This is a genomic window from Achromobacter sp. NPDC008082, assembly GCF_042957345.1.
GTDB lineage: Bacteria > Pseudomonadota > Gammaproteobacteria > Burkholderiales > Burkholderiaceae_B > Achromobacter > Achromobacter kerstersii_A.
Window position 1 is genome coordinate 171,171 of the sequence record NZ_JBIBIB010000001.1, and the last position, 22,513, is coordinate 193,683.

Genomic DNA, 22,513 nt, shown 5'->3' on the forward strand with positions numbered 1-22,513 from the left:
GCGTCAGGGGGCCGGGGGCGGGGAAGCCGGGGCGGTGTCGGGCGCCGGGGGCGCGCCGCGCGGGGTCTTGTAGCGGTTGTAGCTCCAGAGGTATTGCTCGGGGCAGCGGCGGATCAGCGTTTCCATGGCGGCGTTGATCAGGGCGGCTTGGGCTTCGGGCTCGGCCGGCAGCGGTTCTGGCACCCGGACGTAATGGATGCGCCAGCCCCGGCCCTTGGGCAGGCGTTCGCCGGCGGTCAGGATGATCGGCACATGGGTCTGCGTGGCCAGTTTGCTGGGCAGCGTCATCGTATAGGCCAGGCGACCGAAAAACGGCACCCACACGCCGTCGCCCACGCTGGGCGCCTGGTCTGGCAGCATGCCGACGGATTCGCCCCGGCGCAGCGCCCGCACGAATTCGCGCACCCCCTGCATGGTGGCCGGCACGGCGTTGACGGCGGAACTGTTGCGCGCCGTCTCAAGCAACGGGGCCAGCACATCCTTGCGCGGCGGGCGGAACATCACCGTCATCGGCATCTGGCGCGCCAGGTAGCGGGCGGTGATCTCGAAGCAGCCCAGGTGCGGCGTCAGGAACAGAATGCCGCGGCCTTCGGCCCGCGCGGCTGCGACAACCTCGTTATCGTCCGACACCACTTGGGCCAGGCTTTGCTCGTTCTTGAACCAGACGCGCGGGTTTTCAAGAATCATCGCGCCGGTTTCGGCCGCCGCATGGCGGGCGAACGCCGCGCCCGGGTAGCCGGCCTGGGCGGCATTGGCCTGAAGCCTGCGCCGGTACTTGCCCGGCCAGGCATACACGGCAAGCCCGGCCGCGCGCCCGATGGCGTGCGCAACGGGTAGCGGCAAGGCGGCGAAGAGGCGGAACAGAGCGAGCAGCATGCGGCAAATGGGTAAGGACGGGCAGGGTCATGCCGGTGTTCGGGAATATGTTTACACCCCCGGCGCGAGCATAAGACCGGCATTTTCGCTTAAAATCCGCTCAGTCGCCGAGTTAACCGACAACTTGCGGGGCGACGGCAAGGGTGCAGCGCCACGCGCGGCCCATGCCAAATCCGCTAAAGCGTCGCACCCAGATAGCGTATGTCATGCATTCCGGGGTGCAACGCGCCTCGTGAACCTATGAGCCGGTCAAGCCGGACACTAAGGACGCATCTGTGGCCAATAACGATTTTCTCTTCACCTCCGAATCCGTCTCTGAAGGGCACCCCGACAAGGTTGCCGACCAGATTTCCGACTCGATTCTGGATGCCATCTTCACGCAGGACCCCAACGCGCGTGTCGCAGCTGAAACGCTGTGCAACACGGGCCTGGTCGTTCTGGCCGGTGAAATCACCACTACCGCCAACGTCGACTACATCCAGGTTGCGCGGGACACCATTCGCCGCATCGGCTACGACAACACCGAGTACGGGATCGACTACAAGGGTTGCGCCGTGCTGGTTGCTTATGACAAGCAATCGCCGGACATCGCCCAAGGCGTGGACCGCAGCTCGGAAGACTATCTGAACCAGGGCGCGGGCGACCAAGGCCTGATGTTCGGTTACGCGTGCGATGAAACGCCCGACCTGATGCCGGCGCCGATCTGGTACGCGCACCGCCTGGTGCAGCGCCAGAGCGAACTGCGCAAGGACGGCCGCCTGCCGTGGCTGCGCCCGGACGCCAAGTCGCAAGTGACGTTCCGCTATATCGACGGCCGCCCGGCGGAAGTCGACACCGTGGTGCTGTCGACCCAGCACGCGCCGGAAGTCACGCAAGACACCATCCGCGAAGCGGTGATCGAAGACATCATCAAGCTGAGCTTCCCCGAAGGCCTGATCACGCCGAACACGAAGTTCCTGGTCAACCCGACCGGCCGCTTTGTTATCGGCGGCCCGCAAGGCGATTGCGGCCTGACCGGCCGCAAGATCATCGTCGACACCTACGGCGGCGCATGCCCGCACGGTGGCGGCGCGTTCTCGGGCAAGGACCCGTCCAAGGTCGACCGTTCGGCCGCCTACGCCGCCCGCTACGTGGCCAAGAACATCGTGGCCGCCGGCTTGGCGCGTCAGTGCCAGGTGCAGGTCAGCTACGCCATCGGCGTGGCCGAACCCATCAACATCACCGTGTACACGGAAGGCACCGGCGTCATCCCCGACGACCAGATCGCCAAGCTGGTTCGCGAACACTTCGACCTGCGTCCGAAGGGCATCGTGAACATGCTGGATCTGCTGCGCCCGATCTACGCCAAGACCGCCGCCTACGGCCACTTTGGCCGTTCCGAGCCGGAATTCTCGTGGGAAGCCACGGACAAGGTTCAGGAACTGAAGAAAGCGCTGTAAAGCGCGTCTTGACCCGTCCTGCCATAGGTTGCACGTACAGGACCGGTCATCTTCAAACACAAAAAAGCCCCTTGATTGCTCAAGGGGCTTTTTTATCGCCGCGAAGTTTACAAGCCCCAGGACGATAGATCCGGCACGCGCGCTACCGGCGCCAGCACGGGTTCCAGCACCGCTGCGCAATCCAGCAAGGCGGCGTCGCCGCCCGCCGGGGCCAGCAGTTGCACCGACATGGGCATGCCGTCGGCGTCGAAGCCCGCGGGCAACGCGATGGCGGCCGCGCCCAGGAAATTAGCCGGGCGCAGCAATTTGCCCAGGCCCACATGGCGCACGTCGTCTTCGTCCAGCGCTTGCGCGGCCTGGTCGCACGCGGGCATCAGCAAGGCGTCCAGCCCCTGCATGGCGCTGGCGAAGGCGGCCATGTCGGCAGCGCGCCGCAGCAAAGCGGCTTCGTAATCGGCTTGCGCGATCCGGCCGCCCGCCGCGATACGCGCCCGCACCACTTCCCACAAGGGCGCGGCGGGGTTTTCCGCCAGCGCGCCGTAGTAGCGATAGGCCTCGTAGGCCAGCACCAGCGAGTTATCGTCCGCCATGCGCGCGAACGACAGGCCGGCGGGCGGGTGCCAGGCGGTGGGCGTGAGCCCGGCCGCTGCCAGCTGTTCCTGCGCCTGGTGGCAGGTTTGCAGCCCCGCTTCGGTCAGCGCTGCGGGCCAGGCTTCTGGCGCCAGCACGGCGACCGTATTCGGCCGACGGGCGGCAGGATGCCGAAGCGCGGTGAAGCAGGCGGCCGGCACGGCCAAGGTGGCGGCATCGTCCACATCGGGGCCGGCCAGCAATTGCGCCAGCAGGCGGGCATCGGCCACGTTGCGGGCGATGGGGCCCAGCACGTCCAGCGTGTCAGACAGCGGCAGGCAGCCCGCGCGGCTGATCAACCCGGACGACGGCTTGTAGCCGACCAGTCCGTTCAAGGCCGCCGGCGCGCGTACCGAACCACCGGTGTCGCCGCCCAGCGCGATGGGCGCAAGGCCGGCCGCCACCGCCACGCCCGCGCCGCTGGAAGACCCGCCCGGCGCGCGTGCCACCTTCGCATCCCAGGGATTGCGCGCCGTGCCTTGCGTGGGGTTCTGGCCCGACAGCCCGAACGCGAATTCCGTCATGCGCGTCTTGCCCAGAATCACCATGCCTTGGGCGGACAGGGCGCGCACCGCCGTCGACGTTTCACCGCTGATGACGCCGCGCCGGGTCTGGGAGCCGCCGGTGGTGGGCGTGCCTTGCCATTGAATGCTGTCCTTCACCGCGACCGGCACGCCGTGCAACGGGCCCATCAACAGGCCCGCGTCTTGCAGGCGGTCGGCGGCGTCGGCCTGCGCCAGCGCACGTTCCGCGGTGATCTCGCTGTAGGCGGCAAGCGGAGCCGCGCGTTCGATGCGGTCCAGAAAGTGCGTGGTGACCTGGCGCGATGTCAGTTCGCGTTGGCGGATGGCGCGGGCAAGTTCGCGGGCGTCTTGGAAATGCAGGGCGGTGTGGTCGTGTTCAGGCATGGATCTCATGGAAAAAGAAAAAGCTTTCCGGCCGTGGCGAGGCCGGAAAGCGTTTACACGGGGTGCTTGAGCGCGTTATTTCAGCGTCTGGCCCTTTGTTTCGGGCATGCGGATGAAGGTGATCAGCGTGATCACGGCGCCCGCCAGCACGTAGTAGAAGAACCAGCGCTCCATGCCCTTGCTTTGCAGCCAGGTCAGCAGGTAGGGCGTGGTGCCGCCCAGCAGCGCAACAACCAGGTTGTACGGCGTGCCGATACCGACGGCGCGCACGCTGGTGGGGAACTGCTCCGACATGATGGCCGGCGCAATGGCCGTGTACATGGCGTAGAGCACCAGGCCAAACAATTCCACCGCCAGGATCGAACCGAAGGACGGCCCTAGCGTCGTCATCAGCGGGTAGAAGAACACCAGGTAACCCGCGGCAAAGAAGATCAGCTGCGGCTTGCGGCCGATGCGGTCGGACAAGATGCCGAACAGCGGCTGCACCAGCATGAAGACGATCAGCGCGACGGTGTTGGCGGCGAACGCGGTCTTCGGGTCAGCCCCCACCTGGCGGATGGCGTAGGTGGGCACATAGGCCACGAAGATGTAGAACGCGAACGTGGTCAGCACCGAGAAGCCCACGATGCGCAGCACTTCACGCGGGTGGTCGCGCAGCAGCGTGCGCAGCGGCTGCTTTTCGACGCCCGCCTTCTTGGCGTGCGAAAACGCTTCGGTTTCCGGGATGGCGCGGCGAATCCACATGCCGGCCAGACCGCCCAAGGCGCCCAGCAGGAACGGAATGCGCCAGCCCCAGGCCGCCATGTCGGCCTTGGTAAGCGTCGACGTCAGAATCCAGCCCACGGCAGACGCGGCCAGAATGCCGACGGCGGCGCTGAAGAACACAAAGCTGGAATAGAAGCCGCGCTTCTCAGGCGGCGCCATTTCCGCCAGAAAGGTCGTGGCCGAGGCATACTCTCCGCCCAGCGACAGGCCTTGCAACAGGCGTGCGCCGGTCAGCAGCAGCGGGGCGGCCAGGCCGATCGTGGCGTAGGTGGGCGTGATGGCGATGATGAGCGAACCGCCCGCCATCATCAGAATCGTCAGGCCCAGCGCGGCTTTGCGGCCGTAGCGGTCAGAGAAAATGCCCAGCACCCAGCCGCCAACCGGACGCATGAAGAAGCCCACGGCGAAGATGCCGAAGGTGGCCAGCAGTGCGGTGGTTTCGTTGCCCGGCGGGAAGAACTGGCTTGAGAAGAAGATGGCGAACGAGGCGTAGATGGTCCAATCGAACCACTCGACCGCATTGCCTACACTACCGGCCAGAATGGTGCGGGCGCGGGATACGGGCGCAGCGCTGGCGGGCGCGGCGCTTGCCCCTTGCTTGCTGCGCAAGGTCGCGGATGGGCTGCTCATGACGTCCTCAAAATAAGAATTTATTTTTGGTCAAAAAGACCGTTTAATTTTGTGTTTTTATCAATGCGCGAACGTTAGATTAATGAATATGGTCACGTCAAGTAAGGGTAAGCCCCTAATGCCAGCGCTCGATGACACCGATCTGGCCTGCCTGATTGCGTTGCAGTCGGACCCCCGCGCCTCCTGGCGCGAGTTGGGCGCGGCCACCGGCATCGCCGAGCGGACGGTTGCGCGCCGCATCCGCCGCCTGATGGACGCGGATGCGTTGCGCGTCATTGCCGAACCTGATCCGCTGGCCATGGGCCAGGGCGTGGTGCTGCATGCGTGGGTGCGCTGCCGGTCGGGCCGCGTGCCGGACGTGGCCGATCAACTGGCGCGGCTGGACATCTGCCAACTGGTCGTCACGCTGGCCGGCACGGCCGATCTGATGGCCGAGCTGACTTTGGCGGACGCGGCTGACATGCCTGATGTGGTGACCCGTGTGCTGCCGTCGATAGATGGGGTCGAGCACGTGGAAGCGCGCCTTGTTCTGCGGCCGTTTCGCCGCGCCGGGCAATGGCGCATTCAGGCGCAAGCGGACGCTGGGGTCGAGACGCCCTCCGCGTCACCCCCCGTCGCGCTGACTGAACCCGAGCAGCGCATGGTGGCGCATCTGATGCGCGACGGGCGCGCCAGCCTGGCGGAATTGGCCGAGCAAGCCAACGTCAGCGAACCGACCGCGCAGCGGCTGTTGCAGCATCTGGTGGAGCGGCGCGCGCTGAGCTTTCGTGTGGAAGTCGAACCCGCGCTGGTCGGCTTCCCGGTGGAAGCCGTGATCTCGGTGCAGGTGCGCCCGCAGGCGGTGGACGCGCTGGCCGCGCATCTGGCGCTGGACCCGCACACGCGCTGCCTGTTCGGCACCAGCGGCGCGTCGCAATTGTTCTGGCACGTGCTGTGCCGCGACAGCCTGCACCTGTGGGATGTCGTGACGCGCCGCCTGGGCGAGCTGGACGGCGTGCTCAACAGCGAAGTCGGCGTGGTGATGCGCGCCCACAAGCGCTGCGGCATCGTGCGCGCCGGCGCGCGGCTGGGCGCGGACGAAGGCTAACGTGCGCTGATGGGGCGATGATTCGGCGATGATTTGGCGATGTTTTCGGGACAATGCCCCGATCTCATGCGCCCAAGTACGCTCGCGCCAGCGCCCCGTCCTGCGCGATCTCTTGCGCCGTGCCTTGCGCCGCCACGCGGCCCGATTCCAGCACATACGCGCGGTCGGCCAGTGACAGCGCCAGCGCCGCCATCTGGTCCACCAGCAAGATCGTCATCGATTCTGCGCGCAAGCGGTCCAGCGCTTCGAACAATTCATCGATGATCTTCGGCGCCAGCCCCAGCGAGGGCTCGTCCAGCAGCAGGATCACGGGCTTGGACATCAGCCCGCGCGCAATCGCCAGCATCTGCTGTTCACCGCCTGACAACAAACCCGCGCGTTGATGCAGCCGTTCGCGCAAGCGCGGAAAGCGCGTCAGCATTTCTTCGACGCGGGCCTCGCGGTCGGCGGGATGCAGGAAGGCGCCCAGCCGGATGTTGTCCAGCACGCTCAAGCCCGGGAACACCTGCCGGCCTTCCGGCACCAGCACCAGCCCGCGCCCCACGATGCGGTCGGCGGCAAGGCCATTCAGTTCCACGCCCTGCAAATGCATGCCGCCTTGCACGGGCCGATGCAGCCCCGCCAGCGTGCGCATCAAGGTCGACTTGCCCGCGCCGTTGGCGCCCAGCAGCGCCACCATCTCGCCCTGGCGCACTTGCAGGTCGATGCCGTGCAGCACGGGGTTCGCGCCATAGCCGGTCACCAGATTGCCCACGCCCAGCACCTCGGGCGCGATGCCCGTTCCTGCCGCACGTTGCCGCGCGGCGGGGGCGCGGCGGGCGCTTTCATCGCCCAGATACGCCTGACGCACGGCGGCCGATTGTTGAATCTCGGCCGGCGTGCCTTGCGCCAGTTCGCGCCCGGCATCGATGGCGACGATGTGATCGGACACGCCCATCACCAGCGCCATGTCGTGCTCCACCAGCAGCACGCCCGCACCCGCCTCGGCGATGCGCCGCAGCAGGCCAGCCAAGCGCGTTTTGTCTTCGCGTGACAAGCCCGCGGCGGGCTCGTCCATCAGCAGAATGTCGGCGTCGGTAGCCAGCGCGCGCGCAATCTCCACCAGCCGGCGGTCGACGTGGGGCAGGTCGGCGGCGGGCGTGTCCAGCGCGCCTTCATAGCCGCAGAACGCAAGCAGGGCGCGCGCGCGTTCGCGCACGTCCGGCGCCAGAAAGCGGCGCGACGCCAGCAGCCCGCCCAACCGGCCGCGCACCATGCCCAGCGCCACGTTGTCTTCCACGCTTAGCGTGTCGAACAATTGCGAGGTCTGGTAGGTGCGGGCGATGCCGCTGCGCGCAACCCGGTAAGCGGGCAGTGCGGCCAAGGGCGCGTCGCCCAGCGCCACCGCGCCGCTGGTGGGCTGGTAGTAGCCGCTAAGCATGTTGATAACGGTGGACTTGCCCGCGCCGTTCGGGCCGATCAACGCCGTCACCGCAGCGGGCGGCACGGTGAACGACACCGACTGCACGGCGCGCACGCCGCCAAACGTCATGGTCAAGGCATCGGCGCGCAACACGCCGCGGGGGCGTGCGCCCATGGCCATGCCGCCTTGGCGCGGCGCCAGCGCCTGCGTGGCCGCGTTGCGCCGCCACCGCGACAACAAGCCGGCCACGCCATCCGGCGCCGCCCACAGCACCACCAGCAGAAACGCGCCGAAGAACAGCAGCCGGTATTCTTCCAGGCTGGACAGCATTTCCGGCAGCAGCCCCACCACCACCGCGCCCAGCAAGGGGCCGGCAAGCGATCCCGCGCCGCCCAGCGTCACCGCCAGCACGAACAGGATGGACTGCATGAAGTTGAAGTTGTGCGGTGTGATCATGCCAGCCTGCGGCGCGTAGAGCCCGCCCGCCAAGCCCACCACCGCGGCCGACACCATGAACGCCACGGCCTTGACCATGAGCGGGTTGATGCCGATGGATTCGCTGGCCGTCTCGCTGTCTTTCACCGCGCGCATCGCCGCGCCCCACGTGCCACGGGCCAGCAGGGCGTACGCCGCCAGCGCCACGAACACGGCCACGATCGCCAGCATCGCCACGCCGCGATCGCCGCCTATGCCCGCGAACGCCGGCTGCACGATGCCCATCAGCCCGTTCTGTCCGCCGGTCGCGTCACCGCCTTCGATCAGCGCGTGCTCGACGATGAAGCCGAATGCGATGGTGATCATCGCCAGGTACGGCCCTTTCACGCGCAGCGCGGGCAGCGCCAGCAGCAAGCCAAACGCGCCCGCCACTAATGCGGCCGCGGGCCAGGCCAGCCAGAAACTCCAGCCGGCCTGTCCCGTCAGCATGGCCACGGTATAGGCGCCGATGGCGTAAAAGCCCGCGTGTCCGAATGACATCTGCCCGGTCAGCCCCAGTAGCACATTCAGCCCGATGCCGGCCAGCGCCAGCAGCGCCACGTTGCCCAGCACGAACACGTAATAGCCGTTGACGGTGGCCGCCAGAGCCAGGCTGGCCACGGCCAGCAGCGCGTAAATCGCCAGCGGCAGCCAGCGTGATGCAAGTTGCTTATTCATCAGACCTTCCTGACATCGGCGCGTCCGAACAGTCCATTGGGACGCACGGCCAACATGACGATCACCAGCGTGAAGCTGATGATCTGGGTGTATCCGGAGCCCAGGGCCACGGTGATCAGCGCTTCAACCACGCCAAACAGCAGGCCTGCGATCATCACGCCCCAGGCGCTGGTGATGCCCCCCAGAATGGCGACCACAAAGGCCTTCAGCCCGAACAGCGTGCCCATGTCCGCCTGCACGTTGAACAGCGGTGCAACCAGCGCGCCGGCCACGCCGGCAAACAGCGTGGACACGGCGAACGCGGCCATGATGGCGTGGCGCACGGGAATGCCCATCAGCCGCGCGGCGTTCGGGTTCTGCACCACCGCCAGCAGCGCCACGCCCCAGCGCGTGCGGCGCGACAAGGTGTGCAGCGCCGCCGCCAGCACCAGGCCCACAATCGGAATCAGCAGTTGCAGCGGGTAGATGCCCAGCCCCAGGCCGCCGATTTCAAGCGGCGCTTGCGCAAGCGGCGACGGCAGGCTGCGCGGCTCCTTGCCGAAGGTGAACATCACGATGTTGTCCAGCACGATGCCCAGCGCCACCGTGGACATCAGCCACGCGTTGGAGCCGCGGCTGGCGAATGGCCGCACGGCCAGCCGCTCAACCACCAGCCCATACACGCCGCACAGCGCCAGCGCCACCAGCAAGGCGGGCGCAAGCGGCCAGCCCAGCGTCTGCGCGAACGTGTAGGTCAGCACGGCGCCCAGCATCATGGAACTGCCCTGGGCGAAGTTCACCGTGCCTGATACGGCGTAGGTCAGGTAAAAGCCCAGGGCCATCAGTCCGTACATGCTTCCCAGACCCAGGCCGCTGACGATGGCGGACATCAACAACATGCGCGTCTCCCGCGTAATTCAATTCGCTGTATTGAGCCGGCGTACTCAGCGAGCCGCGTGCGCCGGCGGACTTCACCGGCTTACTGCGCGGCCTTGACGGGCAGGATGCGGTTGTCGATGAACTGCGTCCACACGTAGTCGTTCTCGCGCAGCGCATCGTGCGAGGCCGGCGTGAAGGGCTGCTCATATGTCTTGATCAGGCCGTCGTACTTGCCGATCTTGTAGAAGCCCTGGCGCACCGCGTCGCCATCGGTCGAGCCCGCCTGCGCGATGGCCAGCGCCGCCAGCTGCATGCCGTCATACGCGTTGGCCACACCCACTGCCGGCGTGATGTCTTGCGGGCCCTTGATGTCGGAATACTTGGTCTTCAGCGCCTGCATCACCTTGTCGCCCACCGGCCCTTGCTTGCCGAAGAAGCTGTAGGTCTGCACGAAGTGCACGTTCTTGGCGTTGGGGCCGGCAAGCTCCGTGAAGCGGCCGCCCGCAGGACCCCAGTGCGACACGATCGGCACCTTCCAGCCCATGCGGTCCAACGACTTCACCACTTGCGCCGACGGGCCCACGTTACCCACCAGGAACAGCGTGTCCGCGCCCGCGGCCTTCAGGCGGCTCAGCTGCGGCACCACGTCCAGGTCGTTGGGCTGGAATTTTTCAACGCCTGCGGGCGTGACCTTGGCGGCCGCCAGCGCGGCGTTCAGGCCTTTCTCGTTGGATTCGCCCCAGGGGTTGTTCACCAGGATCATGCCGGGCTTGGCGCTTTGGAAGGTCTTCTGCGCGTACTGAACCATGGCGCTGTCAACGATCTCGTCCATGGCCGACACGCGGAACACGAAGTTCGGGTTGCCCTTGTTCTGCGTGATGGCCGTGCCGGCCGCCCACGGGCCCATGAACGGCACCTTCTCCTGATTCACGATGGGCACGATGGCCATCGACACCGGCGTGTCCAGGCCGCCGAACAGCACGGCCACTTTTTCCTTGAAGATGAGCTCGCGCGCGGCGGCCATGCCCTTTGCGGGGTTGCCTTCGTCGTCGCGCCGCACCAGCACGATCTGGCGGCCGCCCAACAGTCCGCCCTTGGCGTTGATTTCATCGATGGCGATGGTCATGCCGCGCGTCAGCGCTTCGCCCGCGCGGGCGGACTCGCCCGATAGCGCGGTGATCAGGCCGATCTTGATGGGGTCGGCGGCAAGCGCCGGTTGCAGGGCGAGGCCGGCCGTGAAGAGGGCGGCGGCGGTGGCGCGAAGCAGAAAGGAACGGCGGGTCGGGACCATCGGGCACTCCTGGAAAAGTGGAACGGATCTTGCATAGGGTTAAGTGCTGCTTGCCTACCCCATGCAAGATCCATGCCACCTGATCCGGCCCGGCCGCAGGGGGCGGCGATCACGGCGTTCCCAGGGGGAAGCGGCGTCTTTTGACTGCACTTTGTGTGCGTCAACGCCAAATTTTGTTTTCAAAGCAGCAGGAATTTTGTTAACAATCATGCATCAGGATTTGCACCAAAATGAATCCATCCTTGCTTTCAAGCACTAATCCGGGGCGTGCAGATGCGTCCGCACCGACGTCCGCTTCGATGTCCCGGTCTATGTCCGGGTCTATGTCCACCTCCGGCGCCGTCTGGACGCCCGAGCCCCTGGCCTGCCATGGCCGCTTCGCCTACCAGCCCATCTCTGGCCGGGCCGACTACACCTGGCCCAACGGCGCGCGTCTGGCCGTGTACCTGGGGTTCAACATCGAACACTTCGCGTTTGGCGAAGGGCTGGGCGCCGAGCTGGGGCCGGCGTCGCCGCATCCCGACGTGCTGAACTACGCCTGGCGCGAATACGGCAACCGCGTGGGCGCGTGGCGCTGCCTGGACCTGTTCGACGAATTGCGCCTGCCAGCAGGCGTGCTGATCAACACCGCTCTGTATGACCACTGCCCCGACCTGATTGACGCCTTTCTCGCGCGCGGTGATGAATTGATCGGCCACGGCTACAGCAACGCGCACCGGCAAGGCGGCCTGGCCGAGGCCGAGGAAAGCGCGCTGCTTGCGCATTGCCGCGACCGCATCCGTCAGCACACGGGCGATGCGCCCGCCGGCTGGTTGTCGCCATGGATCTCGGAAAGCCGCGCCACGCCCGATCTCTTGGCCGAAGCCGGCTACCGCTACACGCTGAATTGGTGCCATGACGACCAGCCGATGCGCATGCGCACCCGCGCGGGCGACCTCTGGGCCATTCCGTATCCGCAGGAGCTCAACGACATCCCGATGATCATGGGCCGCAAGATGGACGCGCGCGACTTTGCCGATATGATTCTTGACCAGTTCGAAGAGATGCGCGTGCAGGCCACCCGCCAGCCGCTGGTCATGGGCATTGCGCTGCATCCGTATATCGTCGGGCAGCCGTACCGGTTGCGGCACCTGCGCCGGGCGCTCGCGCCGCTGGCCGCCGCGCGAGACCGCGGCGAAATCTGGTTCACCACGCCGGGTGAAATCTGCCGCCATGTGGACAGCCTGCCAGCGGGCGTGATTGCTGCGCTATAGGGCCGGGCCTCTGCCCGGCCGGCCCCGAACAATCCCGCCGCTTTATCGGTTTAACTGCCCTATCCGTTTAACAGCCCTGTCCGCTTAACAGCCCTGTCCGTTTAACTGCCATATCCGCTTAACTGTCTTACCCCTTTAACTGTCTTACCCCGCCTATCCGCCGTACCCGTTTAACCTTTTCGAGTTCAGCATGCCCAGCCGAAGCCCCGCCAAACCCCGCGCCAAGCCTGCCCCCCGCAGCAAGATCGCCGTGGCGTCCGCCGCAACGGAGCGCCCCAGCGTCGTGTCCGCCGCAACGGAGCGCCCCAGCGTCGCGTCAGCGGCCCCGCGCGACGCCGGCCCTGCCGACGGCACGCCCGACAGCGACATGGAGCGCCGCATCTGCGAGGCCGTCTACGAAAGCGTGATGAGCCAGCGGCTGACCCCCGGCACAAAGCTGCCCGAAGCCGCCATCTGCGACTTGTTCGGCGTGTCGCGATCCGTAGCGCGCAAGGCCTTGCAGAGGCTGGCGCACGAGCACGTGGTTGACCTGCATCACAACCGTGGCGCCGTGGTGGCCGAACCCACGCCCGAAGACACGCGGCAGATTTTCCAGGCGCGCCGCGCGCTGGAAGCCGCATTGCTGCCGCTGGCCGTGGCGCGCGCGACCAAGGCCGATTACGCGTCGCTGCGCAAGCAGCTGCGCGACGAACACGCGTTGCTGCATCGCGCAGGCCAACCCGCGTGGGCGCGTCAGGCCAGCGCCTTTCATGTGCGGCTGGGCGAGCTGTCGGGCAACGCCATCCTGCACGGCTATCTGGCCGAGCTGGTGTCGCGCTGCTCGCTCATCGTGGCGCTGTACGAGCCGCCCGGCAACGCCGCCTGCGAACACGGCGAGCACGTGCTGATCGTCGACCTGATGGAACGCGGCGACGTGGCCGAGGCCGTGAAAATCAATGACAACCACCTTGCGGACCTGGAGCGGCGTATCAGCCTTGAACGCCCGCAACCCGCGCAAACCCTTGCCCAGATGCTGGGACTGGCCTGATATGGAAATCGACTTCGACACAATCACCGAATACCAGCGCTACAAGCTGATGGCCAGCCTGATCGTGCCCCGCCCGATCGCGCTGATCACCACCTTGTCGGACACCGGCGTGGTCAACGCGGCGCCCTTCAGCATGTTCAATATGCTGGGCGAAGACCCGCCGATTGTCATGGTCAGCATCAACCGGCTGGAAGATGGCGGCCTGAAGGACACGGCGCGCAACATCGCCCGCGACAAGGAATTCGTGGTGCACCTGACCGACGAAGCCATGGCGGAAAAAATGCACCGCTGCGGCGACCGCCTGCCGGCGGACGTCAGCGAACTGGCCCACGCGGGCCTGGACGCCGCGTCCAGCCACCACGTCAAGCCGCCGCGCATCGTGCAAGCGCCCGTGGCGTTCGAATGCACGCTCTACGAAACCATGGAAACCGCCAGCCGCCAGATCTTCATCGGCCAAGTGCGCTGGCTGCACGCGCGCGACGGCCTGATCGATACGGAAACCTGGCGCGTGCGCTTGCAGGATTACTTCCCGGTGGGCCGCTTCGGCGCCAGCTTCTACGTCACCACGCGCGACCGCTACGCAATCGGCGCGGGAGAAGCGCCGGCGGGGACAACGGCGAGTACGGCGATTGATGAGATTTAAGCGTCCCTCACCACATCCCCCCCGTCCCGCCCGGCGCTCTGAGATGCCGCGCGAATCGTTGGGACAGGAACTCCACGAACGCCACCGTCTTGGCCGGTAGATTCAACCGTTCGGGATACAGCGCGTGGATGTCGGCGGGGGGTGTGCGCCAATCGATCAGCACTTCGCGCAGCCGGCCCTCGCGTAAGTAGGCTGCGGTTTCCCATTCGGATCGCATGACGATGCCGTGGCCGTCCAGCGCCCATTCCAGTGCGCTTTGGCCGTCGTTGGAACTGACGGGGCCGCGCACCTTGACCGTCTCGGCGCGCTGGCCGGATTCCAGCCGCCATGTGCCGTAGGCGACGTCGTTCTCGCGCACGACGATGCAGCGATGGCGTTGCAGATCACTGGGCGTGCGCGGTTCGCCATAGGTGTCCAGGTAGCGGGGCGACGCGCACAGCAGCCGCCGGTTGGAGGCAATTTTGCGGGCGGTCAGCCGGGCGTCGGGCAGGTCGCCGAAACGCACGGCCACGTCGAAGCCTTCTTCAATCAGGTTCAGCGGCCGGTCGGTTAAGCGCATCAGCACTTCCACGTCAGGATATTGGCGCGCAAAGTCCGAGACGGCCGGCACGATGTGCGCGCGGCCGAAGCCGAACGTGGCGTTCAGCCGCAGCAGCCCCTGGGGCTGGGCGCGGGCGCTTGAGACCGACCGTTCCAGCGCTTCCAGATCCGCCAGGATGCGTCCGCCTTCCGCCAAGTACAGCTCGCCTTCCTGGGTGACGCTGACGCGGCGCGTGGTGCGGTTCAGCAGGCGCACGCCCAGCCGCTGCTCCAGCCGGGCTAGCCGTGCGCTGATGGCGGGCGGGGTCAGGCCGAGTTCGCGCGCAGTGGCCGACAGGTTGCCGTGCTTGACCACGAGCGAGAAGAAAGCGAGATCGGAAAGGGCATCCATGGCGCAAGCCTGATTGATAAATCTAATTTAATAAAGATTTAGTTTGAACGGGAATTATAAGAATTAACCCCGCTTATACACTGGGTTCACCGATATAGAGCCACAGCCACGTGGCCAACCGAGGAGACCCGAGACATGAAGATCCACCCCCTGGCCACGGCCTTGTGCGCGGCCCTAGCCGCGTCCTGTTGGACGCTTCCGGCCGCCGCCGCCAACGCTTTTCCTGAACGCGCCGTGACGCTGGTGGTGCCTTTTGCGCCCGGCGGCAGCGTGGACATCGCCGCGCGGCTGATCTCGGACGCGTGGGGCCGCGCGTTGGGCCAGAGCGTGATCGTCGAGAACCGCGCGGGCGCGTCCGGCAACATCGGCATGGCCGCCGTGGCGCGCGCCCAGCCCAATGGCTACACGCTGGCGATCAACACGATGTCATTGGCGATCAACCCGGCGCTGTTCAAGGACATGCCGTTCGACACGACGAAGGACTTGCGTTCGGTGGGCACGGTCGGCACGTCGCAACACGTGCTGACGGTGACGAACGCGTTGCCCGTCGCCAATGTGAGCGAGCTGCTTTCCTATGTGCGCGCGCGGCCCGCCAATGACCTGAGCTTCGGTTCCGCCGGCACGGGCAGCACGTTCCACATGGCCGCGGAATTGTTCAAGTCCGTGTCGAAGACGCAGATTCTGCACGTGCCGTACAAGGGCGGCGGCCCCGCCATGGTCGACACCATCAGCGGGCAAGTGCAGATGAGCTTTCCGGTGCTGTCCGCCGCCAAGCCGCAGGTGGATGGCAAGAAGCTGCGCGCGCTGGGCGTAACCGGCTCGACGCGTTCGCCCTTGCTGCCGGACGTGCCAACCATCGCCGAGTCCGGTTTGCCGGGCTACGAGTTCAACACCTGGTTCGTCGTCAGCGCGCCTGCCGATACGCCGCAAGTGGTGATCGACACGCTGAACGCGAAGCTGGCTGAAGCGTTGCAGTCGCCTGCGCTGAAGGCGCGCATGCAGCAAGAAGGGTTCGACCCGCTGATCTCCACCCCCGCCAAAACGGACGACATGGTGGCCGCCGAAATGACGCGCTGGGCGGGCATCGTGAAAGACGCTGGCATCCAGGCGAATTAAGCGCCCCATTCAAGGAAGCAAGACATGCCCGGCATGACGCTGTACGACAAACTGGTGGCCAGCCATGAAGTGGCCCGCATCGATGACGAGCATATTCTGCTGTACGTCGATCTGCACATCATGAATGAATACACCAGCCCGCAGGCCTTCAGCGGCCTGGCCGCGCGCGGCAGGAACGTGCTGCGCCCAGGCCAGCAGATGGCGGTGGTGGACCACATCATTCCCACGCATCCGGTGGCGCCGGCGCTGCGCGTGATTGCAGACGACGCATCATCGCGCCAGGCCCTGAACCTGAAACGCAATTGCGACGCACAGCACATCGCGCTGTTCGACACGACCGACCCGCTGCAAGGCATCGAGCACGTGATCGCGCCCGAGCACGGCATGATCTTGCCCGGCATGGTCGTGCTGTGCGGCGACAGCCACACCACGACGTATGGCGCGTTGGGCGCGCTGGGCTTCGGCATTGGCACGTCCGAGGTGGAACACATCCTGGCCACGCAGACGCTGGTGTATCGCGTGGCGCGCAACATGCGCATCCGCGTGGACGGCGCGTTGGGGGCGGGCGTGTCGGCCAAGGACCTCGTCATCTATGTGGTGCATCGGATCGGTGCGCAGGGCGCGCGCGGGCATGCGGTGGAATTCTGTGGCGACGCCATCGACGCCTTGTCGGCGGAAGGTCGCATGACCTTGTGCAACATGACGGTGGAAGCGGGCGCGCGCGCCGCGCTGATCGCGCCGGACGCCACCACCGACGCCTACGTCACCACGCACGCGCCGCAGCTGCATGGCGAATCGCTGGCGCAGGCGCGCGCCTATTGGGCCACGCTGCGCACCGATGCGAATGCCTCCTTTGATGTGGAACACGTGTTCCACGCCAAGGACATCGCGCCGTTCGTGACCTGGGGCACGAGCCCCGATCAGGCTATGCCGGTGACGGGCCATGTGCCAGACCCGCAGGCCGAGCCCGATCAACTGGCCCGGCTGGCCTTGGAGAAGGCCATGGACTACATCGGCCTTGCGCCAGGCGCGCCGATTGCCGGCGTGCCGATTGACCGCGTGTTCATCGGTTCTTGCACCAATGGCCGCATCGAAGACCTGCGCGTGGTGGCGGGGCTGGCGCGCGGCAGGAAGGTGGCGGCGGGCGTGCGCGCGATGATCGTGCCGGGTTCGGGCGCGGTGCGCGCGCAGGCCGAAGCGGAAGGGTTGGCCGCCGTGTTGATGGAAGCGGGCTTCGAATGGCGCCAGCCGGGCTGCTCGATGTGCCTGGCCATGAACGACGACGTGCTGCGCCCGGGTGAACGCTGCGCGTCCACCACCAACCGCAATTTCGAAGGCCGTCAGGGGCGGGCAGGGCGCACGCATCTGATGAGCCCGGCGATGGCCGCCGCCGCCGCATTGGCGGGCCGCATCGTCGACGTCCGTGAATGGGAGCAAGCTAAATGAGTTCGCTGATCGAAGGCATCGCCGCGCCGCTGCCGTTTTCCAATCTGGATACTGACCAGATCATGCCCAAGCAGTTTCTGCGCATCATCGACAAGGCGGGGCTGGACCGCGGCCTGCTGTACGACCTGCGCTTTGACGAGCACGGCGCGCCGCGTCCCGGCTTCGTGCTGAACCAGGCCGCTTATGCAGGCACGTCCGTGCTAGTGGCGGGGCCTAACTTCGGCTGCGGCTCCAGCCGCGAGCACGCGGTGTGGGGCTTGCAGCAGTTCGGCATCCGCGCCGTGATTGCGCCCAGCTTCGGCGAGATCTTCTACTTTAATGCGGTGAACAATGGCCTGCTGCTGGTGAGCCTGCCCGCCGCCGAGGTCGACGCCTTGCTCGCGCGGGTGTCCAATGCCGGGGTGTCTGATTCTGAACAAGCGGGTGGCAACCGGGTGGCCATCGACGTCATGGCAGGACAGATTCGTGCGGCGGATGGCTGGACGGCAAGCTTTGCATTGCCCGAGCGCCATCGCCGCATGTTCGCCCAAGGGCAGGACATGGTGGGCGCGTCGCTGCTGCAACTGCCCGAGGTCGAACGCTTCGAAGCGGCCCACTGGGCGCGCCATCCGTGGATGAAGGATGTGGCGCGCACGGTGCGCGACCGCCTGGATGCTGCTTGACCCAGACGCTGTACAACCGTGACGCCGCATATCCGTGACGCTGCATACTGCTGAACACCACGCCCCTGACGCACAAGGAGACTTCCCCCATGACCGCCTTCTTCGACTTGCCCGTGCGCCGCATCGCGGCCAACGGTATTGAGATCGCCGCGCGCATCGACGGGTCGGGGCCGCCGTTGCTGTTGCTGCACGGCCATCCGCAAACGCATGCCATCTGGCATCGCGTGTGGCCGGAACTGACGCGGCATCGTACGTGCATCGCGGCGGACTTGCGCGGCTATGGCGACAGCACCAAGCCCGCCGCCACGCCGGACCACGCGGCGCATTCCAAGCGCGAGATGGCGGCCGACATGGTCGGGCTGATGCGTGCGCTGGGCCACGAGCGCTTTGAAGTGCTGGCGCATGATCGCGGCGCGCGCGTGGCGCATCGGCTGGCGTTGGACCACGCCAGCGCCGTGTCGCGCATGATGCTGCTGGACATCGCGCCCACGCTGGACATGTATGAAGGCACCACGCGCGCATTCGCGCAAGCGTACTTCCATTGGTTCTGGCTGATCCAGCCCGCGCCCGGCCCGGAAACGATGATCGAGCATGATCCGGTGTTCTACCTGCGTTCGGTGATGGGCGGCCGGCCCGGCGGCCTGGCGCATTTTTCCGCCGAGGCGATGGCGGAATACGAACGCGCGGCGCAATTGCCCGGCTGGGCAACCGGCATCTGCGAAGACTACCGCGCGTCCGCCACACTCGACCTGGAGCACGACCGCGCCGGCCGCGCCGCCGGCGAGCGGCTGCGCATGCCGGTGCGGGTGCTGTGGGGCGAACGGGGCGCCGTGGGCAAGAATTTCGATGTGCTGGGCTTGTGGCGCGCCATCGCTGATGACGTTTCGGGCGGGCCGCTGCCGGGGGCGCATTACCTGGCTGAAGAGACGCCGGATGCGCTGTTGGATGAGGCGGGCGCGTTCTTCGGCTGGCGCTAGCGCGCGCTGTCAATCAAGCCAGGGCGGGTGATAGGGCTATCCAAAAAGGGACGTAGCGCGGGTGTTAATCTTCGCCCCATGAATCGTTACTTCGCCGACCTGTCCGAACTGCCTGACCCCGACGACGCGCAACGCGTCTTCAAAGCGACCGACTCCCCCTGCGTGGCCGTGTGCTCGACCCTGTTCGACGATATCTGCCGCGGCTGCGGCCGCACGGCCATGGAAGTCGCCAACTGGGTCTTCATGACGGAAGAGGAAAAACGCGAAGTCTGGGTGCGCATCAAGGCGCAAGGCTATCCCCGCCGCAACAACTAACCCGCAACCATTCAGGCGCATCAACAGCGGCGCATCAACAGCGGCGCAGCAACACCGGCGTAGCAACAGCGGCGTAGCAACAGCGGCGTAGCAGCGAGCGCGCCGCAACTCAGGCACGCGCCGGCCAGAAATTTCCGGCCGAATTTTGCCGGCGTCTTGGGCATGTCATATCGGCCGGGCTAAATCGCGGTATCGCCCACTTCCGGCCCCCCTCATGCGCATCGTTCTGGTTACGGATGCCTGGCATCCGCAAGTCAACGGCGTCGTCCGCACCTGGACGACCATGCAGCAGATCCTGTCTGAATGGGGCCACGAGCTGATCGTGGTGAACCCGCAGGGCAGCCGAACCATCCCGGCGCCGTCCGAGCCAGACCTGCGGCTGTGCCTGCAACCGGGCAAGCAATTGCGCCGCATCCTGGGCGACACCATTCCCGACGCGCTGCACATCGCCACCGAAGGCCCGCTGGGCCTGGCGGCGCGGCGCATGGCGCTCGCCCGCGGCTGGCAGTTCACCACTTCGTTTCACACGATGTTTCCCGACTATCTGCAAGCGCGCATGGGCATCCCCGCAGCCTTGCCGTGGCGTTATCTGCGCTGGTTCCATCGGCCGTCGCAATGCGTGCTGGTGCCCACCCCCACAGTGCGCGATGTGCTCGTGCGGCGCGGCCTGGCGAACCTGCGCGTCTGGTCGCGCGGCGTGGACCCCCGCAAATTCCAGCCCGCCGACAGCCAGGCGTTTGCGCATCTGCCGCGCCCGGTCTACTTGAGCGTGGGCCGCGTGGCGCGTGAAAAGAACCTGGATGCGTTTTTGGCGCTGGACCTGCCGGGCAGCAAGGTAGTGGTGGGGGCGGGGCCGGACGAGGCGCGGCTGAAGAAGCGCTTTCCCAATGCGGTGTTTCTCGGCATGCAGCAAGACGACGCGCTGCCCGGCTTCTATGCGGCGGCCGATGTGTTCGTGTTTCCCAGCCTGACCGATACGTTCGGTCTGGTGATGCTGGAGGCCATGGCCAGCGGCACCCCCGTGGCCGCTTTTCGCAGCGAGGCGCCGCTGGCGGTGGTGACGCCGGGGGTGACGGGCTGCCTGGACGATGACCTTGCCCACGCGTGCCGCGCGGCGCTGCCGCTGGATCGACATGCCGTACGCGCGCACGCGCTGACGCGCAGCTGGGATTCGGTGGCCTCTGATCTGCTGGCCTCGCTGGTTCCCTTGGCGCCGGATGCCGCTTCGCGGACCACGTTGGCCGGGGCGGGGTGAGCGGAAGATTTCTTGTGCAGTTTATTTCGGGGACGGATTTCCGCGCGGGCGGTCAAACCGGTACAATGCCCGGCAATCCTGAGGAGCGTTGCGACGACCCTGCGGTTTCCTTCATGCCATGGCATCCATGTCGTGCAGAGCGAACCCCGGCTCGCCAGGCTCAGGAATCCTTGTTCAAGCGCCGCGCCCCGCGCGTCGCTACAGCAACGGCGCTCACCTTTGTCGCATATGGCGGGAAAGGCGAGCACTCGACTGTCGTGGTGTATTCGCGTTGTCCGGCCATATCGTGCGCCGTTCGATATTCACGTGGAGCCTACACACCATGAACGCTGTGACTGATAAATCCTTTTCCGATTACCTGGTTGCCGACCTGTCGCTGGCAGGCTGGGGCCGTCGCGAACTGGCCATCGCCGAAACCGAAATGCCCGGCCTGATGGCCATCCGCGAAGAATTCGCCGCCGCGCAGCCGCTCAAGGGCGCCCGCATCGCCGGCAGCCTGCACATGACCATCCAGACCGGCGTGCTGATCGAAACGCTGGTGGCCCTGGGCGCCGAAGTGCGCTGGGCGTCGTGCAACATCTTCTCCACGCAAGACCACGCCGCCGCCGCCATCGCGGCATCGGGCACGCCGGTCTTCGCCGTCAAGGGCGAAACGCTGGAAGAGTACTGGCAGTACACCCACAAGATCTTCGAATGGCCCAATGGCCAGAACGCCAACATGATCCTCGACGACGGCGGCGACGCCACGTTGATGCTGCACCTGGGCACCAAGGCCGAGAAAGACATCTCGGTGCTGGCCAACCCGGGCAGCGACGAAGAGCGCATCCTGTTTGCCGCCATCAAGGAAACCTTGAAGCGTGATCCGAAGTGGTACTCGACCCGCCTGGCGCTGATCAAAGGCGTGACGGAAGAAACCACGACTGGCGTGCATCGCCTGTACCAGATGTCGCAAAAGGGCGAGCTGGCCTTTGCCGCCATCAACGTCAACGACTCGGTCACCAAGTCCAAGTTCGACAATCTGTACGGCTGCCGCGAATCGCTGGTGGACGGCATCAAGCGCGCCACCGACGTCATGGTGGCCGGCAAGATCGCCGTCGTGGCCGGTTACGGCGACGTGGGCAAGGGCTGCGCCCAGGCGCTGGTCGCCCTGCGTGCGCAAGTCTGGGTCACCGAAATTGATCCGATCTGCGCCCTGCAAGCCGCGATGGAAGGCTTCAAGGTTGTCACGATGGAAGAAGCCGCAGCGCATGGCGACATCTTCGTCACCGCCACCGGCAACTACCACGTCATCACGCGTGAGCACATGAACGCCATGAAGGACCAGGCGATCGTCTGCAACATCGGCCACTTCGACAACGAAATCGACGTCGCCGGTCTGGCCGATTGCCAGTGGGAAGAGATCAAGCCGCAAGTCGACCACGTGATCTTCCCGGACGGCAAGCGCATCATCCTGCTGGCTCAAGGCCGTCTGGTGAACCTGGGCTGCGCCACGGGCCACCCGTCGTTCGTGATGTCCTCGTCGTTCGCCAACCAGACCATCGCTCAGATCGAGCTGTTCACGCGCAACGAAGCCTACAAGTCGGGCGAAGTCTACGTGCTGCCCAAGCACCTGGACGAGAAGGTTGCCCGCCTGCATCTGAAGAAGCTGGGCGTGAAGCTGACGACGCTGCGCAAGGATCAGGCCGACTACATCAACGTGCCGGTCGAAGGCCCCTTCAAGCCCGAGCACTACCGTTATTGATGGGTTGAAAGCACAATAGGAACGTGCCGCGCCATGTTGGCGCGGGCTTTCCGAACCGCGGGTTCCCCTGTTTTTGTTTGTTGAAGGCAGGGCCGCGGAGCGTCAATAC

General features: G+C 66.2%; 19 protein-coding genes and 1 riboswitch. Of the genes, 12 read left to right on the plus strand and 7 right to left on the minus strand.

Translation table 11 applies throughout. From position 1 onward, the window contains the following. Window positions 1-3 precede the first annotated feature (3 nt). Window positions 4-876, minus strand: a complete 873-nt coding sequence (locus tag ACFZAI_RS00825) for a lysophospholipid acyltransferase family protein (protein ID WP_391565145.1) — start codon at window positions 874-876, stop codon at window positions 4-6. A 275-nt stretch (window positions 877-1,151) separates the two neighbouring features. On the opposite strand from ACFZAI_RS00825, the gene metK reads away from it, so the two are divergent. Beyond that, entirely contained in the window at window positions 1,152-2,315 is a 1,164-nt protein-coding gene (gene metK / locus ACFZAI_RS00830) for a methionine adenosyltransferase (RefSeq protein ID WP_391565146.1), read from the plus strand. A 107-nt stretch (window positions 2,316-2,422) separates the two neighbouring features. Here the strand turns inward: metK and ACFZAI_RS00835 are convergent, their stop codons facing one another. Both ACFZAI_RS00835 and ACFZAI_RS00840 read right to left on the minus strand, forming a co-directional pair. After that, entirely contained in the window at window positions 2,423-3,853 is a 1,431-nt protein-coding gene (locus tag ACFZAI_RS00835) for an amidase (protein ID WP_391565147.1), read from the minus strand. A gap of 75 nt (window positions 3,854-3,928) precedes the next feature. Next, window positions 3,929-5,248, minus strand: a complete 1,320-nt coding sequence (locus tag ACFZAI_RS00840) for an MFS transporter (RefSeq protein WP_391565148.1) — start codon at window positions 5,246-5,248, stop codon at window positions 3,929-3,931. An 82-nt stretch (window positions 5,249-5,330) separates the two neighbouring features. On the opposite strand from ACFZAI_RS00840, the gene ACFZAI_RS00845 reads away from it, so the two are divergent. Continuing rightward, a complete protein-coding gene (locus ACFZAI_RS00845; RefSeq protein WP_391565149.1) occupies window positions 5,331-6,335 on the plus strand; it encodes an Lrp/AsnC family transcriptional regulator in 1,005 nt (334 codons plus the stop codon). Between the two features lie 64 nt (window positions 6,336-6,399). On the opposite strand, the gene ACFZAI_RS00850 is transcribed toward ACFZAI_RS00845, so the two are convergent. The 3 genes from ACFZAI_RS00850 to ACFZAI_RS00860 all read right to left on the minus strand — a co-directional run bounded on the left by ACFZAI_RS00850 (window position 6,400) and on the right by ACFZAI_RS00860 (window position 11,038). Then, window positions 6,400-8,889, minus strand: coding sequence for an ATP-binding cassette domain-containing protein (locus ACFZAI_RS00850; protein ID WP_391565150.1), 2,490 nt, complete (start codon window positions 8,887-8,889; stop codon window positions 6,400-6,402). Beyond that, a complete protein-coding gene (locus ACFZAI_RS00855) occupies window positions 8,889-9,767 on the minus strand; it encodes a branched-chain amino acid ABC transporter permease (protein WP_391565151.1) in 879 nt (292 codons plus the stop codon). The genes ACFZAI_RS00850 and ACFZAI_RS00855 overlap by 1 nt, the downstream gene beginning before the upstream one ends. An 80-nt stretch (window positions 9,768-9,847) precedes the next feature. After that, a complete protein-coding gene (locus ACFZAI_RS00860; RefSeq protein ID WP_391565152.1) occupies window positions 9,848-11,038 on the minus strand; it encodes an ABC transporter substrate-binding protein in 1,191 nt (396 codons plus the stop codon). Between the two features lie 323 nt (window positions 11,039-11,361). Between ACFZAI_RS00860 and ACFZAI_RS00865 the strand changes: the two genes are divergently transcribed. From ACFZAI_RS00865 to ACFZAI_RS00875, 3 genes are all read left to right on the plus strand, one after another. Next, window positions 11,362-12,291, plus strand: a complete 930-nt coding sequence (locus tag ACFZAI_RS00865) for a polysaccharide deacetylase family protein (protein WP_391565153.1) — start codon at window positions 11,362-11,364, stop codon at window positions 12,289-12,291. 190 nt (window positions 12,292-12,481) lie between these two features. Continuing rightward, window positions 12,482-13,318: a GntR family transcriptional regulator gene (locus ACFZAI_RS00870; RefSeq protein WP_391565154.1), complete on the plus strand. Its 837-nt coding sequence runs from the start codon at window positions 12,482-12,484 to the stop codon at window positions 13,316-13,318. Between the two features lies 1 nt (window position 13,319). After that, window positions 13,320-13,961, plus strand: a complete 642-nt coding sequence (locus ACFZAI_RS00875) for a flavin reductase family protein (RefSeq protein ID WP_391565155.1) — start codon at window positions 13,320-13,322, stop codon at window positions 13,959-13,961. 7 nt (window positions 13,962-13,968) lie between these two features. Here ACFZAI_RS00875 and ACFZAI_RS00880 read toward each other — a convergent pair whose 3' ends face one another. Then, window positions 13,969-14,892, minus strand: coding sequence for a LysR family transcriptional regulator (locus ACFZAI_RS00880; protein ID WP_391565156.1), 924 nt, complete (start codon window positions 14,890-14,892; stop codon window positions 13,969-13,971). A 135-nt stretch (window positions 14,893-15,027) separates the two neighbouring features. On the opposite strand from ACFZAI_RS00880, the gene ACFZAI_RS00885 reads away from it, so the two are divergent. From ACFZAI_RS00885 to ahcY, 7 genes are all read left to right on the plus strand, one after another. Further along, on the plus strand, window positions 15,028-16,008 hold the full coding sequence (locus tag ACFZAI_RS00885; RefSeq protein ID WP_391565157.1) for a tripartite tricarboxylate transporter substrate binding protein: 981 nt from the start codon (window positions 15,028-15,030) through the stop codon (window positions 16,006-16,008). Window positions 16,009-16,032: 24 nt separating this feature from the next. Beyond that, window positions 16,033-17,454: a 3-isopropylmalate dehydratase large subunit gene (gene leuC / locus ACFZAI_RS00890; RefSeq protein WP_391565158.1), complete on the plus strand. Its 1,422-nt coding sequence runs from the start codon at window positions 16,033-16,035 to the stop codon at window positions 17,452-17,454. Next, complete coding sequence (gene leuD / locus ACFZAI_RS00895; RefSeq protein ID WP_391565159.1) at window positions 17,451-18,116, plus strand: 3-isopropylmalate dehydratase small subunit; 666 nt, start codon at window positions 17,451-17,453, stop codon at window positions 18,114-18,116. Before leuC ends, leuD begins: the two co-directional genes overlap by 4 nt. Window positions 18,117-18,205: 89 nt before the next feature. Beyond that, window positions 18,206-19,093 carry an alpha/beta fold hydrolase gene (locus ACFZAI_RS00900; protein ID WP_391565160.1) on the plus strand — a complete coding sequence of 296 codons (888 nt, stop codon included), beginning with the start codon at window positions 18,206-18,208 and terminating at the stop codon, window positions 19,091-19,093. A gap of 78 nt (window positions 19,094-19,171) precedes the next feature. Next, the gene (locus ACFZAI_RS00905; RefSeq protein WP_391565161.1) at window positions 19,172-19,408 is read left to right on the plus strand and encodes a DUF1289 domain-containing protein; all 237 of its coding nucleotides are present in this window, start codon (window positions 19,172-19,174) and stop codon (window positions 19,406-19,408) included. 214 nt (window positions 19,409-19,622) lie between these two features. After that, entirely contained in the window at window positions 19,623-20,663 is a 1,041-nt protein-coding gene (locus tag ACFZAI_RS00910) for a glycosyltransferase family 4 protein (RefSeq protein WP_391565162.1), read from the plus strand. A 74-nt stretch (window positions 20,664-20,737) separates the two neighbouring features. Further along, a riboswitch (S-adenosyl-L-homocysteine riboswitch) is annotated at window positions 20,738-20,885 on the plus strand. A gap of 100 nt (window positions 20,886-20,985) precedes the next feature. Beyond that, complete coding sequence (gene ahcY, locus ACFZAI_RS00915; protein WP_391565163.1) at window positions 20,986-22,404, plus strand: adenosylhomocysteinase; 1,419 nt, start codon at window positions 20,986-20,988, stop codon at window positions 22,402-22,404. The last annotated feature ends 109 nt before the right edge of the window (window positions 22,405-22,513 follow it).

What these genes read in the sequence shown, in the direction of transcription:
- ACFZAI_RS00850 (WP_391565150.1), bottom strand. Translation starts at nt 8,889, where the DNA reads ATGAATAAGCAACTTGCATCACGCTGGCTGCCGCTGGCGATTTACGCG.
- ACFZAI_RS00845 (WP_391565149.1), top strand. Translation starts at nt 5,331, where the DNA reads ATGAATATGGTCACGTCAAGTAAGGGTAAGCCCCTAATGCCAGCGCTC.
- ACFZAI_RS00885 (WP_391565157.1), top strand. Translation starts at nt 15,028, where the DNA reads ATGAAGATCCACCCCCTGGCCACGGCCTTGTGCGCGGCCCTAGCCGCG.
- ACFZAI_RS00870 (WP_391565154.1), top strand. Translation starts at nt 12,482, where the DNA reads ATGCCCAGCCGAAGCCCCGCCAAACCCCGCGCCAAGCCTGCCCCCCGC.
- ACFZAI_RS00900 (WP_391565160.1), top strand. Translation starts at nt 18,206, where the DNA reads ATGACCGCCTTCTTCGACTTGCCCGTGCGCCGCATCGCGGCCAACGGT.
- ACFZAI_RS00855 (WP_391565151.1), bottom strand. Translation starts at nt 9,767, where the DNA reads ATGTTGTTGATGTCCGCCATCGTCAGCGGCCTGGGTCTGGGAAGCATG.
- ACFZAI_RS00910 (WP_391565162.1), top strand. Translation starts at nt 19,623, where the DNA reads ATGCGCATCGTTCTGGTTACGGATGCCTGGCATCCGCAAGTCAACGGC.
- ACFZAI_RS00880 (WP_391565156.1), bottom strand. Translation starts at nt 14,892, where the DNA reads ATGGATGCCCTTTCCGATCTCGCTTTCTTCTCGCTCGTGGTCAAGCAC.
- ahcY (WP_391565163.1), top strand. Translation starts at nt 20,986, where the DNA reads ATGAACGCTGTGACTGATAAATCCTTTTCCGATTACCTGGTTGCCGAC.
- ACFZAI_RS00875 (WP_391565155.1), top strand. Translation starts at nt 13,320, where the DNA reads ATGGAAATCGACTTCGACACAATCACCGAATACCAGCGCTACAAGCTG.
- ACFZAI_RS00825 (WP_391565145.1), bottom strand. Translation starts at nt 876, where the DNA reads ATGCTGCTCGCTCTGTTCCGCCTCTTCGCCGCCTTGCCGCTACCCGTT.
- ACFZAI_RS00905 (WP_391565161.1), top strand. Translation starts at nt 19,172, where the DNA reads ATGAATCGTTACTTCGCCGACCTGTCCGAACTGCCTGACCCCGACGAC.
- ACFZAI_RS00835 (WP_391565147.1), bottom strand. Translation starts at nt 3,853, where the DNA reads ATGCCTGAACACGACCACACCGCCCTGCATTTCCAAGACGCCCGCGAA.
- ACFZAI_RS00840 (WP_391565148.1), bottom strand. Translation starts at nt 5,248, where the DNA reads ATGAGCAGCCCATCCGCGACCTTGCGCAGCAAGCAAGGGGCAAGCGCC.
- leuC (WP_391565158.1), top strand. Translation starts at nt 16,033, where the DNA reads ATGCCCGGCATGACGCTGTACGACAAACTGGTGGCCAGCCATGAAGTG.
- ACFZAI_RS00860 (WP_391565152.1), bottom strand. Translation starts at nt 11,038, where the DNA reads ATGGTCCCGACCCGCCGTTCCTTTCTGCTTCGCGCCACCGCCGCCGCC.
- ACFZAI_RS00865 (WP_391565153.1), top strand. Translation starts at nt 11,362, where the DNA reads ATGTCCACCTCCGGCGCCGTCTGGACGCCCGAGCCCCTGGCCTGCCAT.
- leuD (WP_391565159.1), top strand. Translation starts at nt 17,451, where the DNA reads ATGAGTTCGCTGATCGAAGGCATCGCCGCGCCGCTGCCGTTTTCCAAT.